15 protein-coding genes and 1 riboswitch are annotated in these 16,668 nt (G+C 35.8%); of the genes, 10 read left to right on the top strand and 5 right to left on the bottom strand.

The window, feature by feature from the left end; genetic code table 11:
• Nucleotides 1-30 precede the first annotated feature (30 nt).
• From GNT69_RS16440 to GNT69_RS16430, 3 genes are all read right to left on the bottom strand, one after another.
• Nucleotides 31-495: a hypothetical protein gene (locus tag GNT69_RS16440; RefSeq protein ID WP_203556072.1), complete on the bottom strand. Its 465-nt coding sequence runs from the start codon at nucleotides 493-495 to the stop codon at nucleotides 31-33.
• 124 nt (nucleotides 496-619) lie between these two features.
• Nucleotides 620-2,161 (bottom strand): hypothetical protein, encoded by a 1,542-nt coding sequence (locus GNT69_RS16435; RefSeq protein WP_203556071.1) that lies wholly within the window; start codon nucleotides 2,159-2,161, stop codon nucleotides 620-622.
• Between the two features lie 376 nt (nucleotides 2,162-2,537).
• Nucleotides 2,538-2,840: a hypothetical protein gene (locus GNT69_RS16430; protein WP_203556070.1), complete on the bottom strand. Its 303-nt coding sequence runs from the start codon at nucleotides 2,838-2,840 to the stop codon at nucleotides 2,538-2,540.
• 877 nt (nucleotides 2,841-3,717) lie between these two features.
• Here GNT69_RS16430 and GNT69_RS16425 point away from each other — a divergent pair.
• The 6 genes from GNT69_RS16425 (at nucleotide 3,718) to GNT69_RS16400 (ending at nucleotide 10,176) form a co-directional block, all read left to right on the top strand.
• Nucleotides 3,718-4,200, top strand: coding sequence for a TRAP transporter small permease (locus GNT69_RS16425; RefSeq protein ID WP_203556069.1), 483 nt, complete (start codon nucleotides 3,718-3,720; stop codon nucleotides 4,198-4,200).
• Nucleotides 4,201-4,205: 5 nt separating this feature from the next.
• A complete protein-coding gene (locus GNT69_RS16420) occupies nucleotides 4,206-5,489 on the top strand; it encodes a TRAP transporter large permease (protein WP_239094293.1) in 1,284 nt (427 codons plus the stop codon).
• Between the two features lie 103 nt (nucleotides 5,490-5,592).
• Nucleotides 5,593-6,477 carry an AMP-binding protein gene (locus GNT69_RS16415; protein WP_203556068.1) on the top strand — a complete coding sequence of 295 codons (885 nt, stop codon included), beginning with the start codon at nucleotides 5,593-5,595 and terminating at the stop codon, nucleotides 6,475-6,477.
• A 34-nt stretch (nucleotides 6,478-6,511) separates the two neighbouring features.
• Nucleotides 6,512-7,147, top strand: a complete 636-nt coding sequence (locus GNT69_RS26065; RefSeq protein ID WP_203556067.1) for an AMP-binding enzyme — start codon at nucleotides 6,512-6,514, stop codon at nucleotides 7,145-7,147.
• Nucleotides 7,148-7,314: 167 nt separating this feature from the next.
• A complete protein-coding gene (locus GNT69_RS16405) occupies nucleotides 7,315-8,361 on the top strand; it encodes a TRAP transporter substrate-binding protein (RefSeq protein WP_203556066.1) in 1,047 nt (348 codons plus the stop codon).
• A 396-nt stretch (nucleotides 8,362-8,757) separates the two neighbouring features.
• On the top strand, nucleotides 8,758-10,176 hold the full coding sequence (locus tag GNT69_RS16400; RefSeq protein ID WP_203556065.1) for an FAD-binding oxidoreductase: 1,419 nt from the start codon (nucleotides 8,758-8,760) through the stop codon (nucleotides 10,174-10,176).
• Between the two features lie 83 nt (nucleotides 10,177-10,259).
• Here the strand turns inward: GNT69_RS16400 and GNT69_RS16395 are convergent, their stop codons facing one another.
• Together GNT69_RS16395 and mgtE are read right to left on the bottom strand one after the other, a co-directional pair.
• Complete coding sequence (locus GNT69_RS16395) at nucleotides 10,260-11,228, bottom strand: bile acid:sodium symporter family protein (protein WP_203556064.1); 969 nt, start codon at nucleotides 11,226-11,228, stop codon at nucleotides 10,260-10,262.
• 358 nt (nucleotides 11,229-11,586) lie between these two features.
• Nucleotides 11,587-12,948: a magnesium transporter gene (gene mgtE, locus GNT69_RS16390; protein WP_203556063.1), complete on the bottom strand. Its 1,362-nt coding sequence runs from the start codon at nucleotides 12,946-12,948 to the stop codon at nucleotides 11,587-11,589.
• Nucleotides 12,949-13,253: 305 nt separating this feature from the next.
• Nucleotides 13,254-13,419: riboswitch (M-box (ykoK) riboswitch) on the bottom strand.
• Between the two features lie 298 nt (nucleotides 13,420-13,717).
• On the opposite strand from mgtE, the gene GNT69_RS16385 reads away from it, so the two are divergent.
• From GNT69_RS16385 to GNT69_RS16370, 4 genes are all read left to right on the top strand, one after another.
• Nucleotides 13,718-14,377 (top strand): phosphatase PAP2 family protein, encoded by a 660-nt coding sequence (locus GNT69_RS16385; protein WP_203556062.1) that lies wholly within the window; start codon nucleotides 13,718-13,720, stop codon nucleotides 14,375-14,377.
• A 224-nt stretch (nucleotides 14,378-14,601) separates the two neighbouring features.
• On the top strand, nucleotides 14,602-14,976 hold the full coding sequence (locus tag GNT69_RS16380; protein ID WP_203556061.1) for a GntR family transcriptional regulator: 375 nt from the start codon (nucleotides 14,602-14,604) through the stop codon (nucleotides 14,974-14,976).
• Complete coding sequence (locus tag GNT69_RS16375; protein ID WP_203556060.1) at nucleotides 14,966-15,823, top strand: ABC transporter ATP-binding protein; 858 nt, start codon at nucleotides 14,966-14,968, stop codon at nucleotides 15,821-15,823. The genes GNT69_RS16380 and GNT69_RS16375 overlap by 11 nt, the downstream gene beginning before the upstream one ends.
• 3 nt (nucleotides 15,824-15,826) lie before the next feature.
• Nucleotides 15,827-16,528 carry a hypothetical protein gene (locus tag GNT69_RS16370; RefSeq protein ID WP_203556059.1) on the top strand — a complete coding sequence of 234 codons (702 nt, stop codon included), beginning with the start codon at nucleotides 15,827-15,829 and terminating at the stop codon, nucleotides 16,526-16,528.
• The last annotated feature ends 140 nt before the right edge of the window (nucleotides 16,529-16,668 follow it).

The following is a 16,668-nucleotide window of genomic DNA, read 5'->3' as shown; positions in this document are numbered from 1 at the left end:
TTTATTGTATTACTCAAACAATTGCCACTTTCATTGAAGCTTAATCCGCATTAATATACACTTTAAAAAATATCCTATCAGTAAACCTGGGAATAGAGACAAAATTGGAAGCAACATAGGGCCAAATAATATCTGTCCTACTTTTAGTGAAGGTGAGTAAATAAGCCCAATGGTTAAGAAATAAGCTCCAAATACAAAAGGAAGATAAGAATAAGGTGGTGTTTCTCCTTCGGCATCTTTATATGCGTCCCACATAGCAAACATATATAGACAGGGATAGAACATTAGCCATTGGTAATTTGTTGCTTCGATTGCTTCTCTAATGTTTCCTTGAAAGCTATAGAGAATCACGATATTAAACTGACTATAAACATTAACGAGCAACTCCAAAATAATAAAAATGCTACATTTGACATACTTTCTGTTTAATAACTGAGCAAAGCCTGGGAGAGCTATACTCCACAGAATAGCTTCTAACTTATCTGTCATAATCATATTATCCTTATATTTTGTTATAAATTTAATATTTACTACAAGAACAATAATTATGTAATAAGTGGATTGGTTGTTTAATTCTTCTTAAAATTCTAATTCATTTGAATTAACCACTTAGTAGCTATTATAAAATAAACAATGCAGTTGCAATCCCAATGATCCCGATTAATGCCAGGACATATACAGGTTTCGTTGGCATTTCTCCGTTATTTTCCATCGCTTTTCCAAACATAAAGAAAACGATGGGATGCACGAGGAAGGGCATCGAGAAAATAAATGGAATCAAAAGTGCTGCTTCTGTACCAAACATGCCTTCCTGAATGGCTGCAAATAAACCAAAATGGGAAATTCCGCTCGCCTGAGCCATGGCTGCAAAATCCATTTGGACACCTCCAAGACTTAGGAGTGTTAAGCCGCCAAATACGGCGAATAACTGCCATCCAAAGGAAAATTGGATGAGGGCATTCACTTCCTTACGATCTTCTCCGTTCGCTTTCCGCAGGTTCCTTAAGGCAAGGAACGTTAAGATGATTCCTATCGTTACAATAATCAGTGACGGCCACATCCATAATTTCCCTATATCGGCACTAATCGCTAAAACTGAAAAAACAAATACATGTCCAAAGAATGGAATGTTAATCATAATTGGTGCGCGTTGGGCTGCAATTTTTCCAAAGTCACCGGCAGTACAGGCACCTGTTAAACCAGAGTGGGAAAGGGCTCCAGCCATGCCTGGTGCTATATTTCTTGCGTTGGCTGTTTTTGCAAAAAACATTAATAAGGCAATACCACCAAACATCCAGAGCAACTGACCAAAAAAACCGTACGCAATGACGGAGTTCATACCTTCAACTGCAAAAGCTTCACTAATTCGTGAGCCTCCTACCATAAAGTTTGCTGCTAGGACGACTGGAATCCCGGCAAATAAAAGTGCACGAATGGTTGGTCCAAATGCCCACTTATAAAAGATTGCACCTAATGCAGCTGAGATCATCATTGCAAAGAAAATTTGCGGTAATGCAATAATCTGTTGAATAACCGACGCAACAAGAAAAGACAAATACAGGACAACGATAATTGAGATGATTTCAAGTAAACCTCTTTGAATGTACCTGTGTTTATTTTTAATTATTGCTTTACTATCAATGAAAATGACAGCCCCTACCAGTCCAATATAGGAAATGAGCGGATAATAATTGCTTAATATTGTTGTAGAGCTATTGGTTAGAAATCTCATGATTCCTTCTATGCCGAAGAGGATGAAGAAAGCCCGGACAATAAAAATAAATTGTGTGCTATTCGTACCGAGTACGATTTCGTCTTCAGATGGCACCATCATATCATCCGTTTCCAATTCTTTATTTCCCAAAATTTTTCTTAGCTCTTGTCCACCAACAAAGAAGGTGACACTTAAGGCGATAATTGTCGTATTCGCCATTAAGTTTACAAATGGAAATTCTGCAAGTCCTGGTGTGGCTACATCACTTAGGACAAGGACGTATCCCATCGTTAAACCGAAAATAACAATAATCAAGATCGGAGAGTACCTCGTTCCAGCTACAACCGTTCTTGAAATAAGAACCATGGGAACGAGGAAAAATAGCAAGATCCAGAATTGATTTAATACCTGTAAATGAGTAATTTGTTCGATGATATTAATATCCATTTATGCCTCCGTTACTGTCATGAAGTTTTTTTGAAAAAATAGATAATGGGATCTGGGGCGAAAATCTTAAACAGCATATTGCGTTATTATTTTCAATTTATCAACATTTATTATTGGAGTGGATGATTTTTCTATTCTTGAAAATGCAATCATCCACAAAAGGATTTCACTTTCACGTAGTAGAATATGAAGAAAGAAACTAAGACTACTCACACAGTTGTTACATGGAGCGTCAGGGCAGCATTTTTGAGGATTTTATTTTTATCTATGATTCAGAAAAATGATTTAAAAAAAATGAACTGAATGCAAATAATAAAAGCAAGTGGAGGATAGTTTCCTCTACTTGCTTTTTTAAAAATATGCCTTTCCTAATGAATTAAACAGCCTTTACACTAAATTGTTCCAGCCAAATTTCTTTATCATAGACTGAAGGTTTATAGTCAATAGATATCCTGTCTGTATGCAATAATATTAAATTGTCATAAATAAATGGAATTTCATCAATTATCACGGTATTTTCACCTTCTTTTTGTTCCACAGGGGCGAGCGAATAACTGACGGCTCCACCACCTCCACACCCCATTCCTGCTAAGTATATATAAATTCCTTTTTTGCTCATGTCCTTTTCCATTAGGTTTTTTAAGTTAACTAAAGCAATGTCACTCACATTGATTTCCACTTACGTTTACCCTCCATTTCCATTTTTGAAAAATGTATTACAATGATTTTTAAATTTATAGAGTTACAAATATTAAAAAAGAAAATTCAGATAAAAAAATATTCTTCCAAAAAGATAACACTTTTTGTAGAAATAATAAATAATCAATTTCATCTAGAGCATTAATCAATTTGTAGGAGTGCATTATATAGATCCTAATTATCAAAAGTTGGAACAGAAGTTATGAATTCTTCAGTCTATATCAAGACGAGGGGATAGTTGGGATAACGCCCCAATAATTTTTCTTCAGCCATCTTAAAGGCGGGAATTCTCCTGGCTTAGAGAATGCAGGGAGCTTTCTCGACTTTAATGCAGAAGTTGAGCTTTGGACGAGGGCTGGGCATATTAAGGTCCATCTAAAAAAAGGCGTGGACATACGGAAATTTAATAAATTAATTGCAAATGCAATTTTGTAATTAATATTGAAAAAGGGATATATAACTTCCTCGGATAATAAGTTCGGGGAAGTTTTGTTTTCAGCTAAAACGAATACATTTTATGTGAATGAAAATTCAAAAGTAATTACAAATTTAATTTTTTGTATTTTCAGAATAATTACTTGATGAATAAGTTCTGAACAATTATAATAAAAACAAATAGTCGTTTGAAAAAATAAAACCTGTTAAATCTACCTAAAAAAACAATGTTTGTGACTCATTGTGAAACAACTGTTTGTTTTATTTTTTTAAAAAGAGGTGATGAAATTATTTGAAAACTGTAAAAGATGGAAACACGAAGAAGGTGAAGATATAAAAGGAAGCTTGTCACAACTATAGAAATTGTAGGTATCGTGTAGGATACGATTATTCCTTTTATTACAATGAAGGAGGAATATTAAATGGCTACCAATTGGAGGAAAGTACCGATTGAAGGGTATGTCTGTTTTATCCTGTTAATGGCGATTTCAATTGTAATGGGGATGGAAATTGTTGCTAGATATGTTTTTAGTAATTCGTTTCGGTGGGCTGGTGAATTATCACGTTATTTGTTCATTTGGTTTACATTTGTCGGGGCAAGTTATGCAATCATTGAAAATTCTCATATTAAAATCGAAGCGTTAAAAATGGCCTTTCCGGAAAAGGTAAGACCATATCTTGAAATGGTTGGAAATATTCTCTGGTTTCTCTTTTCAGTTTTCATAGCTTATATAGGTTTTAAGTATAGTATCAATCTATTAGGGAGCAATAATACCTCAACAGCCATGCAAATTCCAATCGGTATCGTTTATATTTCAATTCCAATTGGTTATACATTAATGGCGTTCAGATTATTGTGGCTAGCGATAAAGGAGTTTAAATATGGAACTTTAAGTAAGGGGTGAATCACTTGTTTGGGTCATTTTTACTCTTAATCTTTCTTTTCTTTCTATTAATTACTACCAATATGCCAGTAGCAATTGCACTAGGTATTTCTAGTGTTATTGTTTTATTGGTTAATGATTTAGCAAGTTTAAACCTTTTCATTACCGCTTCATTTGGAGCAAGTGATTCCTTTCCATTAATCGCGATTCCGTTGTTCATTTTAGCTGGTGAAATTATGAGTACCGGAGGGATTGCGAAACGCCTCGTTAGCTTTGCTGAAAAGTTGATTGGGTCATTTACAGGTGGACTTGGAATAATTACTGTAATGGCCAGTTTTATTTTTGCAGCTATCTCCGGTTCAGGACCAGCAACGGTTGCAGCAATCGGTGGGATTATGATTCCCTATATGATTAGTAAAGGCTACGCCAAACCGTATGCTGCTTCACTAATTGCTAGTACTGGTTCAATGGGGCCGATTGTTCCCCCGAGTATCCTATTAATCTTATATGGAGTCATGTCGGATGTATCGATTGGCAATTTATTTATTGCCGGTATTATTCCAGGGATTATGATAGGGATAGCATTGATTATTGTAAACGTTATCATTTGTAAACGCGAAGGCTATCCGAGAGGAGAAAAAAATACTTTTTCAGAGATGCTTAAGGCGATGTGGGATGCGAAATATGCACTGCTCGCACCTGTCATCGTTTTAGGAGGAATATACGGGGGGATTTTCACACCAACTGAGGCAGCAGTTATTGCGGTATTTTACAGTCTATTTGTAAGTTTATTTATTCATAAGGAAATTGGAATTAAAAATATCCCTGAAATCTTTTTGCGAACTTCTGCTGTCAGTGGCGGGGTCCTGATTTTAGTAGGTTCTGCCGCTTTCTTTGGAAGAGTGTTATCGATGTTGCAAATCCCACAATATTTATCAGAATTAATTAGTGGCATTTCAACCAATCCAATTGTCATTCTTTTAATTATTAATGTTTTTTTACTCGTTGTTGGAATGGTAATGGAGACAATCGCTGCACTAATGATTTTCGTGCCGCTCTTATTGCCGATTGCCATGAACCTTGGGGTAGACCCGATGCATTTTGGAATTATCGTAAGTATTAATTTAACCCTTGGATTATTAACACCACCGATGGGAGTTAATTTATATATTGCAGCGAGAATGGCTGGGGTTTCATTTGAAAAAACATTTAAATACTTGGTCCCTATTTTCATATCGTTGTTAATTGTACTTTTACTCATTACGATCTTCCCGCAAATATCGTTGTTTTTACCACAACTGCTCGGATAAAGACATGAGAGTATTATTTTATGACTGAATATTACCTTTATTCAAAAAACAATGAGTTATTGAGTAATCTATCAAAAATTTTTTCTGAAAAGGATGAATCCTGTTGAATATCGGAGGAACGTTACGAGCGACGAGTTTAAAATACCCTGATAAAAAGGCATTAATTGACCCTGCTCAAGACATTGCTATGACATATCAGCAACTAAATAAACGAGTAAATCAACTTGCTCATGCATTGCTTGATAGTGGAGTTCATGCGGGAGATCGAGTAGCTGTACTATTAAAAAATGGCTATCAATATGTTGAAATCGCTTATGCAGTCGCGAAAATTGGGGCAATTCTCGTGCCGCTTAACTTTAGATTAAATGAAAATGAAATCAAATTTATTCTAAAAGACTGTGACCCGAAGGCCCTCTTTTTAGGGGCAGAATTTAGAAATGTAATAAAGAGTAGTTTAGAAGATTCAACTCCAATTATTACGATTATCGTAGATGAGGAGAAAACTGAATTTGACTTTCGTTATGAGCAATTCCTTTCCGTAAGCGATGCGAAGGAACCAGAGTTAGATGTGGATGAAGAGGACATCTATGGCATTTTGTATACAAGTGGTACGACTGGAATCCCTAAAGGGGTCATTCATACTCATCGAAATTTAATTGAAACCTCGACTAGATACATTATCGAAGCAAAAATTGTTCATGACGATCATACGTTAATCGTCTCTCCACTTTTCCATTTGTCTGGATTAGTGGCCTTATTTCCATCAATTATTAAAGGCGCAAAAATGACGATGATGAAAGAGTACAAACCAGAATTGTTTCTCCAAATCATCAATGATTATCAAATTACCTTTTCATCACCTGTGCCTACAATGATTAATAAATCATTAGAAGTTGAAAATCTTAATCGGTTTGATTTTACACACTTACGTTTGTTTCTGTATGGTGGTTCCACCATCTCTGCACAGACGTTAAAGAGAAGCGATTGAAGTCTTTCAATGCGAATTTTTACAAGGATATGGAATGACGGAGGGGACCCCATTTTTATTATTAACACCAGAAGATCATCGATATGCAATGACCGAAAATCATCAATTATTAAAGTCGGCTGGGAGACCTGCAGTTTTATCGGAAGTAAAAATTGTGAATGAAAAAGGCGAAGCGGTTTCTGTCGGTGAGGCGGGGGAGATCATTGCTCAGGCACCACAGATTACGAAAGGATACTGGAATCGAGATCTTGAAACGAAAAAAGCCATTAAGAATCAGTGGCTTTACACCGGAGATATTGGGGTTAGAGATGAGCATGGCTATATTTATATCGTTGATCGAAAGAAAGACATGATTATCAGTGGTGGTGAAAATATTTACCCTGCTGAAGTTGAAAAAGTGATTGAGATGCTTCCTGAAGTATTGGAGACGGCAGTAATCGGAATTCCTAGTCTTGAATGGGGCGAACAAGTGAAAGCATTTATTGTCTTGAAAAAAGGGAAATCCTTGTCGGAACAACAAATTATTGATCATTGTAAAAGAAATTTAGCTAGTTATAAAAAGCCTTCATCCGTTGAATTTTTAGCTGAATTACCTAGAAATGCAAGTGGCAAAGTGCTGAAAAATAAATTAAAAGAACCGTATTTGGAAAATGTAAATAAGTCGGTTTAAAAGGAAAGGAAGGATAAATGACATGCCTTTAAAATCTTTGCGAATATTGGATTTAAGCAGTCGGAAAAGAAATTGAAAAGTTGAAACAGGAGGGGATTATGTATTACGAATCTTAAACAATGCTTAACTGTATAAAAACAATAAAAAGGAATTTAGGGGGAAAAACAATGAATGGAAAAAAGCTTTATTTGACGGTTCTTTTGATGATTTCACTACTTGTTTTAGCTGCATGTGGTGGGAATGCTAGTGAGACTGCGTCAGAAAATAATAATGATCCGGATAAGGTTTATAAACTGCGCTTACCGACTGTAGTTTCTGAAGATAATTATGTAGCGACAACTTTTTTAAAGTTTAAAGAGTTAGCAGAAGAAAAGAGTGATGGTCGATTACAAGTTGAGATTTATTTAAACGGAACGTTATCTTCATCAGATGAAGAACATTTTCAGTTACAACGAGAAGGAACAGCAGAATTGAATGGAATGTCAACGTTTATTCCGGCGCAAACAGCAGGCGTAAATGGGTATTATATTTTTGATGTCCCGTTTTTATTTGAAAATCGTGATCAATTATATAGTTATATAGAAAGTCCAATCATGCAAGACTTGACTAAAGAATTTGAAAATGAAACAGGAGTTAGAATTTTAGGATACTATGATCTTGGGTTATTATCAATTATGAATAGCAACCATAAAGTAGAAGAGCCTAATGACTTAAATGGGTTAAGTATTCGCACACCTGGATCTGCATTTTTCATGGATACAATTGAAGTAATGGGTGGTAATCCAACTCCAATTACCTTTGCAGAAGTATACACTTCATTGCAACAAGGGGTTATCGACGGTTTAACAACAACATTGCCGCTTATGTATAATGGTCAATTTCATGAGGTAAGTAAAAACATTACGTTAACAAACCATGTAATTAATTTGTATATGTTAACAATTAATAATACATTCTTTGAAAAACTCCCTGAAGACTTACAACAAGTCGTTTTGGAAGCGGCTGATGAAACGATTGAGTTTGCTAGGAATCTTACACTTGAACAAGAAGAACTTTCAATTGAAAAGCTTGAGGAGGCAGGGGTTGAAATTCATGAATTAACTCCTGAACAGTTTGAGATGTTTAGAGATTCTGTACAACCCGCCATTGAAAAGAATATCGATTCAGTTGGGGAAGATTTATATAATCGTACCTTAGATTTTCTGAATCAATAATTAAAGATCTATTTTTATAATAAAAAGTCAGTTGGATAAAGTGATTACCTAGATTTTATTAGGAATCTCTTTAGTAACTGACTTTTTGTATTTTCTGAATCATTTTATTAACATAATATTCTTTTAATCGAAGGGGGTTTTTTCATTTTTCAGTTGCATCGTGTATTTAAAGCTACCGAGCTGAAAAAAAGTGGTTTAGTGTAATGAAAGCAATTAATAACAAAAGAAAAGATCATCTCTTCATCTTTAACTCTACAATCATTAACACCATTAAAAGTTTTGTTCACCTGTTTGTCATTGTTATATTGTTATATCTTCAATATAATTTTAGTTGTAAGCGAATACATAGAGTAATAGAACTTACGGAGTATATTATATATTTACAGGAGGCACGTAATGGACTATCAGAAAGTTACACCAGAAATCATTGAACAATTTGAAGCAATTGCACCAAACCGCGTTAAACTGAATGGTGACATCAGTTTAGATTTCAGTCAAGATGAAATGCCTATATATGGGAAGAAAATGCCGGATGTCGCAATCGATGTCACTAGTACAGAAGAAATTTCTAAAATCATGGAAATTTGCAACGAACATAAAATTCCTGTTACACCGAGAGGATCTGGGACTGGCCTAGTAGGAGGAGCTGTACCAATTCTTGGCGGTGTCTTATTAAATATGAAAGCAATGAATCAAATTTTAGAATATGACTTGGAAAATCTAGTAGTTAAAGTTCAACCTGGCGTGTTATTGGCAGAACTTGCTGATGATGCCGCTAAAAAAGGTCTTATGTATGCTCCAGATCCAGGGGAACGGTTTGCTACTTTAGGCGGAAATGTTTCGACAAATGCAGGTGGCATGCGAGCTGTCAAATATGGTTGTACACGAGAATCTGTTCGCGCAATGACTGTCGTTCTGCCAACTGGAGAAGTTTCTAATTTCGGCTCCTCTGTCACGAAAAATAGTTCGGGATATAGTATGGTAAATCTTATGGTTGGTTCAGAAGGTACACTAGGAATTATCACAGAATTAACCTTGAAACTACTTCCTCAGCCAAAAGAATATATGACATTGATTCTTCCATATGAAGATTTAGAGACATGTATCAATACTGTCCCGCAAATTTTCATGAACCATTTGGCACCACAGTCGATTGAGTTTATGGAGCGTGATATTGTAGAATCCTCAGAGAGATACGTAGGAAAACAGGTGTTTCCGAAGGAAGTAAATGGCACGGAAGTGAGTGCTTACCTTCTCGTTACATTTGATGCAGCTACTGAAGATGAATTAGATGCGACGGTAGAACGTGCTAGTGAAGTGCTCTATGAATCAGGTGCAATTGATGTTTTGGTTGCAAATGAATCCCAGGTGAAAAAAGATGTTCGAGAAGCGAGAGGGTCTTTCTTGGAAGCGATTTCAAAAGAAACAAAATTATTAGATGAATGTGACGTTGTCGTACCAATCAATAAGATTGCTCCATATTTAAGTTATATTAAATCGATTGAGGAAGAGGTCGGTTTAACAATCAAGAGTTTCGGCCATGCAGGAGACGGCAATCTCCATATCTATACTTGCAGCAATGATTTGGAAGAAGAGGAATTTAAACGCCGTGTTCATATTTTCATGAACTATGCATACGATAAAGCAACAGAATTTGGAGGACAAGTTTCTGGGGAGCATGGGATTGGATTGGGAAAGGTAGAATACTTAGAAAAATCACTTGGTGACGTAAATATGCGCTTGATGCAAGATATTAAACGAGTATTTGATCCAAACTTGATTTTAAATCCTGGAAAAGTTTGTTACAAGTTATAATCAAAAGGGGTACGGGTTAAAATCCGTACCCTTTTTACTTTTAATTGTTGTAAAATAAAAGTCTACTTATGTCCACTACTGAACTAACGAATATTTGCGTTTTGATGCGACCAGCTTGCCAACTCTCGGTTCTTTTTGGCGAAAAAGTTTGCGATATACGAACCAGTTGAGAGATTGATGATCATATTAATAATTGGCGCTATTGCGGCAAACTCCCCGATAAATTCAAAGGCAAGGATCGCTGCTAAGGCAGTGTTGCATAACCCTACTTGAAATAATGTGGCCCGTGCGTCTGCTTCTCCAATAGATAATTTTTTGGCAATGAAGTAGGCGGCAATCATTGGAAAAACAACTTGAATAAACACAGCGATTGTAATAAACGGCAATAAGAATAATTCTTGTTGAATGGCCTCTTTGCCGCTTGCGACGATGATGTGCACAGTCAGTAAAAGCGCGAGTGATGAGCCGAATTTTGTTGCTGATTTCGAATAGTCCGCTGATTGTGGAAACACTCTTTGAATTAAGATGCCAGCACTTAATGGAAGAATGACAATGAGTATAAATGATTTAAGTAAATCGAAAAATGAGATGGAAATGGTTGTAGTTGATAGTCCTAACATGGACAACGGTGTAATTATTGGACTGATTGCCACATCAATGAGCGAAGCTGCGATGACAAGCGAAGTATTGCCTCCAGCTAAAAAGGTATAAAGAGTTGCCGCTGTAGCGCTTGGCACCGTTCCAGATAAAATGATCCCTGCAGCGATTTCTGGATAGGATGAAAAAAACACATAAGCGATGAAAATAGAAACAAAAACAGTAAGCGTCCATTTTAAGAATGTAGCAATGAAAAGTTCTTTTCTTTTCGATTTGATTCCTCTAATCGCCGCCACATTCATTGAAAGCCCTGTGAAAAAAATGACGACCCCTAATAGAAAGCTCGGAATCCAAGCAGGTGTTTGTAAATAATAAGGGGAGAAATAGGTAATGATTGAAACGATTAAAATTAATAGCGGCAACCGCCGTGATAGAAATTCGGTTAACATTTTCATCTTGTGTTTCCTTTCCTCTTAGGTTTTTTTTGAATCTATCCAAGTGGGAAATTTCCAATTTTTCAGCTTAGATACCATACTAACAAAATTCCAATAAATTAGAAATATACAGAAATAATTTCTTCCTATTAAAATATGCATAAATATATACTGAAAAGAGAAAGACACCCAAAACAATGAGGGTGTCTTTCAAAGAATATGCTTATACATCTTAATTTGAATGAGTTTTAGCACTTATCACATGGGAAATGTTCAGTAAAATTAAAAATTATATTCGTCGGTAGTTTCTCTTAACTCTTGGTTTTCTCGAGACCGTTTTGGACAGCCACATATCCCTAGTCTCCGTAACATTTAAATTTTACAAGAAATCAAGCAATGCTGTTGCAATCGAGAAATAGATCAATAAACCAAGAATGTCATTTACGGTTGTAATGAACGGTCCTGATGCAATGGCAGGATCTAACTTTAATTTATTAATGACAAGTGGAACCGTTGAGCCAATCACTGTAGCAACACTTAGTGTGCAAAAAATCGAAAAACCGACAATTAACGCTAACATCCAATGTTGGTACATAATTGTGATTGTAATACTGAGGACAAACATACAGATTAATCCGAGGATTACACCTGTACCTAATTCTCGTTTGACCATTTTTCCAATCGTGCCTTTTTTAATTGTTCCAAGCGCTAGACCCCGAACAGCAACTGCCAATGATTGTGTACCGGTATTACCTGCGGAGTCCATAATGAGTGGGATGAAAATCGCTAATAACACGATTTCTTCTAACGTTTCTTCAAATTGACCAATGACCCCAGCTGTAATAAGACCAAAAAACATGAGCATAATGATCCATGGTGAACGTTTCCGAGCTGCAGTAAATGAGCTTACATTGACATCCGTTGCTCCTTTAGTAGCTGAAATCTCACCTAAATCTTCCGTAGCCTCTTCTTCGAGAATATCAATGACATCATCAAATGTAACGATCCCAACGAGGTGATTTTGCTTGGAAACAACAGGTACAGCTAAGAAATCATACTTTTTAATTAGTATTGCTACGTCTTCTTGATCCATGTCATCAGTTACAGATACAACTCTTGTACTCATAATCTTTTCAATTACTTCAGTTGGTTGAGCGGTAATGAGGTCTCTGAGTGAAGTAACACCAACCAATCTTCCAGGCTCATCCACTACATATAAATAGTAAATCGTTTCAGCGTCTGGGGCATCATTCCTTAATTTTTCAATAACATTTGAAACGATATCTGTTGATGAAATACTGACATATTCTTTTGTCATAATGGCACCAGCGGTCTCAGGTGCGTAAGCCATTATTTCTTTGACATCTTCAGCTTCTTCTTTGCTCATTTTCTGTAAGATATCTTCTACTTTTTCACCTGTCATATCAGCCAAAAAGTGAGCAATATCATCTGAAAACATATTGTTAAACATTTTTGAAGAATAGCTTTCATCAAGTTCTTGGTAAATTCGTTTTTGCTGATTGATTTCTAAGCCTTCGAAAATATGTGAAAAGTCTTCTGGAGTTAAGTACTCGTACACGCGTCTTCGAGTGCTGCTCTCCAGTTTCACAAAAATCTCAACTTGATCAGTTGGGTGTAGTTCTAGGAAGGTTTCGCGAAATTGTTCACGTGCTTCTGATCGGAGTGTTTCTAAAATGAGCTGTTCATATTGCTCCCGATTTTGTTCATCTAATCGAACCATAATTATTCCTCCTTAATAAGAGGATTTCATCTGTTTCATAACAAGTTGATATCCTCTTTTTAGGCATGAACTGGACGTCATGCCGATCTGTTTTGTGTTTAGGGAATACAAATAAAATGACTCAGGTTCCGAACTGCTATCCAATTCAACCACCTCCAGATACCAAATGTTAGAATTTACCTCGTTTTCTAAAGGAAATAAAAAAGACATCTTCCACGAATGAAGATGTCTTTTGCATAGCAAAGTTAAGCAGAGTCCTCCTCTAACAAAAATATGTCAAAGTAAAGACACAGCAAATAAGCGTCTAGATTCCTCCATTCGTAGAGCTTTAGCACTGTGCGGCATAGGAAAAATCCAGCTACATTAAAAACCACCTTATGTCGATGGTTTCTGTTGACCCATTGGCGTCTTTGGACGTTTTTGGGCAGCAGCGTATCTCCAGCACAGGAGCCTCACCTAACGAGGTATTCAGTTAACAACAAATAAAAGACTACAGGAAATTGTTCTGTTTTGTCAAGTAACTTCAAAATGCTTTTATTATATTAATAAAATAAAGATAAATGGTTTTTATATTATTTGTATAGAGCCATGTTACGTGTGTCTATGTCTACTCTCTATTTACAAACTATAAAAAACAAGATATAATTCAAATCGTAATAATTACTATTTAGATCCTGTCCTCGATTTTTTGTCTTATAGCTACCTTCTTTGACCACAAAAAAACGATGATATAATGCATATCTCATCGGATTAGAAAGAGAGATTCCATATGTTACAACAACAGAGAAAACATGCTTTTATTGCAGTTAGTTGCTTAATCTTGTTTATCATCATTTCAATTTTATCATTACGAAATCAACTCACCCGGATGGATGAAGTCATAATTTCTTTTTTTATAGAGAGATCCTCTTCATTTCATGATTCAGTAATGGAGGTAGTTACAAAGATTGGATCAGGGGAAACGATCTTACTTTTGACTGTTGTTATTGGCGGATATTTGTTATACAAAAAAATGTGGGGATTTGCGATTCTTTTATTTACAGTATCATTTGGAGGAATTGCGCTTAATTTTATTTTGAAAATACTGTTTCAACGAGCTAGACCTGGGGAAATGACTGTTATTGAAGTATTTGGCCAATCGCTTGAAATCGCTTCTTATAGTTTCCCAAGCGGTCATACGATGAGAAGTGTTCTTTTGTTTTCATTTCTGTTTTTTTTATGTGCTCGTTTACTTCGAAATTCGATAGCGATGAATACGTTCTCGACCCTTTTTATTATCATGATGGGAATTGTCGCCCTAAGCAGAGTTATTATAGGTGCACATTTTCCTTCTGATATTTTAGCTGCCATCACGATTTCAATTTTTTGGTTTTATTTCTGTTTGATTACATTCAGAATTTTGTTTAGAAACAGCTCACTTTATATATAGTTACAAGCAAATAAGTCTTCCTATATTGGTCAATACTTCAGGATAAAGAGCCGCATGAGTGAGAAATTCACCGTGCGGTTTTTTATGCTGAAAAAGTGAAAACGCTCGGTTTCATTTGTGTGTTATTTTAACTTTTCAGAATATTATTGACAAAGGAGGTCTTCGGTTATATAGTTAGTTGCATAAGTAATTAACCAATTAACAAATAAACGAAGGAGCCTACCATGAAAAATTCCTTAGATGATAATAAGCCGATCTTCCTTCAAATTAAAGAACAAATTGAGGATTCCATCATCAATGGGGAATTCAATCCAGGAGACAGAGTACCATCCACCAATGAATTTGCTGCCTTTTATAAAATCAATCCGGCTACAGCTGGGAAAGGAATTAATGAACTTGTTGCAAAGGGGATTCTTTACAAACGAAGGGGTGTTGGAATGTTTGTCACTGAAGAGGCATGGGACATTTTGATTGAAAGCAGGCAAGAATCATTTTATGAAACATATGTCCAGCCATTAAAAAGGGAAGCGGGAAAACTCCGAATTAGTACGGAGGAGCTAATCGAAATGATGAAAAGGGAGGATTCGCATGAAGATTGAAGTGAAGAATCTATCCAAACGCTATAAGGATCATGAAGCTTTAAGGAACATTTCTTTTACGTTGGATGAACCGAAAATCTACGGGTTGCTTGGCAGAAACGGGGCAGGGAAAACAACGTTCATGAATATCTTGTCTGGACAAATTTTAGCGGATGAAGGAGAAATTTTAATCGATGGTGAGAATCCATTTGATAATCAACGATTAACCGAATCGATTTGTTTGATTAAGGAAGGAGAAAATTTTAAAAAAGATTTAAAAGTAAAGAATGTGTTGAAGATTTATTCCTATTTTTATCCGAAATGGGATCAAGAGTTGGCGGATTGTTTAATCAAAGAATACAAACTTAAATTGAATACAAGGGTAAAGGCGCTTTCTAAAGGGATGGAATCAGCACTTGGGATCATTGTTGGTTTAGCAAGTAAAGCACCAATCACGATATTTGACGAGCCCTATATCGGTCTAGATGCACCTTCGCGTAAAAAATTCTATGAGATTCTTCTTGAAGAGTATCAAACAGAAAAACGTACAATTCTATTCTCCACACATCTTATTGACGAGATTAGTTTGTTGTTTGAGGAAGTTCTAATTTTAAGTGAAGGTTCTTTAGTGGTAAAAGAAGAGGCAGATGTTTTAAGGCATAATACGTGTTCGGTATCAGGAAAAATTGAGGAAGTAGAGAAGTTCATTCAAGGGAAAGAAGTGTTAGAGAAAAAACAATTAGCAGGGATGATGACTGCTTATGTTTATGGAAGTGTAGAGGAAGCGAGAAAGAGTGGACTTACGGTCGAAGGTGTACCAATCCAAGAATTAATGATTCATTTAACTGAGCGAAAGAAAGGGGTTTAAGTGATGGGTAGGCAGATAAAGGGGTTAATCTATTTCTTTTTAACGGATATTCGTTATTCATTGATGATTTTTTGGAGCATTTTATTAATCATACTCGTCTTGTCTTTAGGTATTGCTAATTTTCTACTCGGTGTCGAGAATGGGGTGTACTTTTTATCACTCGATTTCCCAATTTATGTGTATTGTGCGATTCTTGGGTTTTTGACGGTGAAAGAAGCAATTCCGTTCTCAATCAAAATGGGAGCTACGAGGAAAAATTTATATATTGCTCTCGGATTATTTTTCTTCGGTTTAGCTTTTGTAAAATCAGTTATCAGCAGCACGCTCCAGTCGTTGACATTGGCCTTTACAAATGCTGCCGGAATTTCTAGTTTTAAGTTTCTTTACCTATCCCCATTAATGGAGAATGCATGGTTTTCGAGCGTGGCGATTGACACAGCGATAATGTTTTTCTTGCTTTCTATTATGTTTATCCTCGGTTTACTATTTTATCAGACTGGATTAGCAGGTGGCGGCATCACTGTAGGGGTCCTTTTCCTTATTCTGTTGCATGGGATTGCCCAAGGATGGATCATTGAGTTTTTTATCAATCAATTTACAGAACCACAGATGACATTCTTTTACCAATTGTTAGCTGTTGGGGTCATTTTTTACGGTATCTCTTACGGATTTATTCGAAAGATTACGATTATAAAAACAAGGTAATTTTCAAGTTGATTCAAACGATGTTGCTGTTGAAAAAGGAGACGTCCTTTTATTTCATGGCGATGAAGAACTCGCTTTTTTGAATAATGGCACAGAGAATGTCAGTCTCTATGTAATGTTGAACCAACTTCCTAGTGAAC

Source organism: Bacillus sp. B15-48, from assembly GCF_016879755.1.
Lineage (GTDB): Bacteria > Bacillota > Bacilli > Bacillales > Cytobacillaceae > Mesobacillus_B.
Note: the sequence above shows the minus strand (reverse complement) of the source record. Positions and strands in the feature narration are given on the sequence as shown.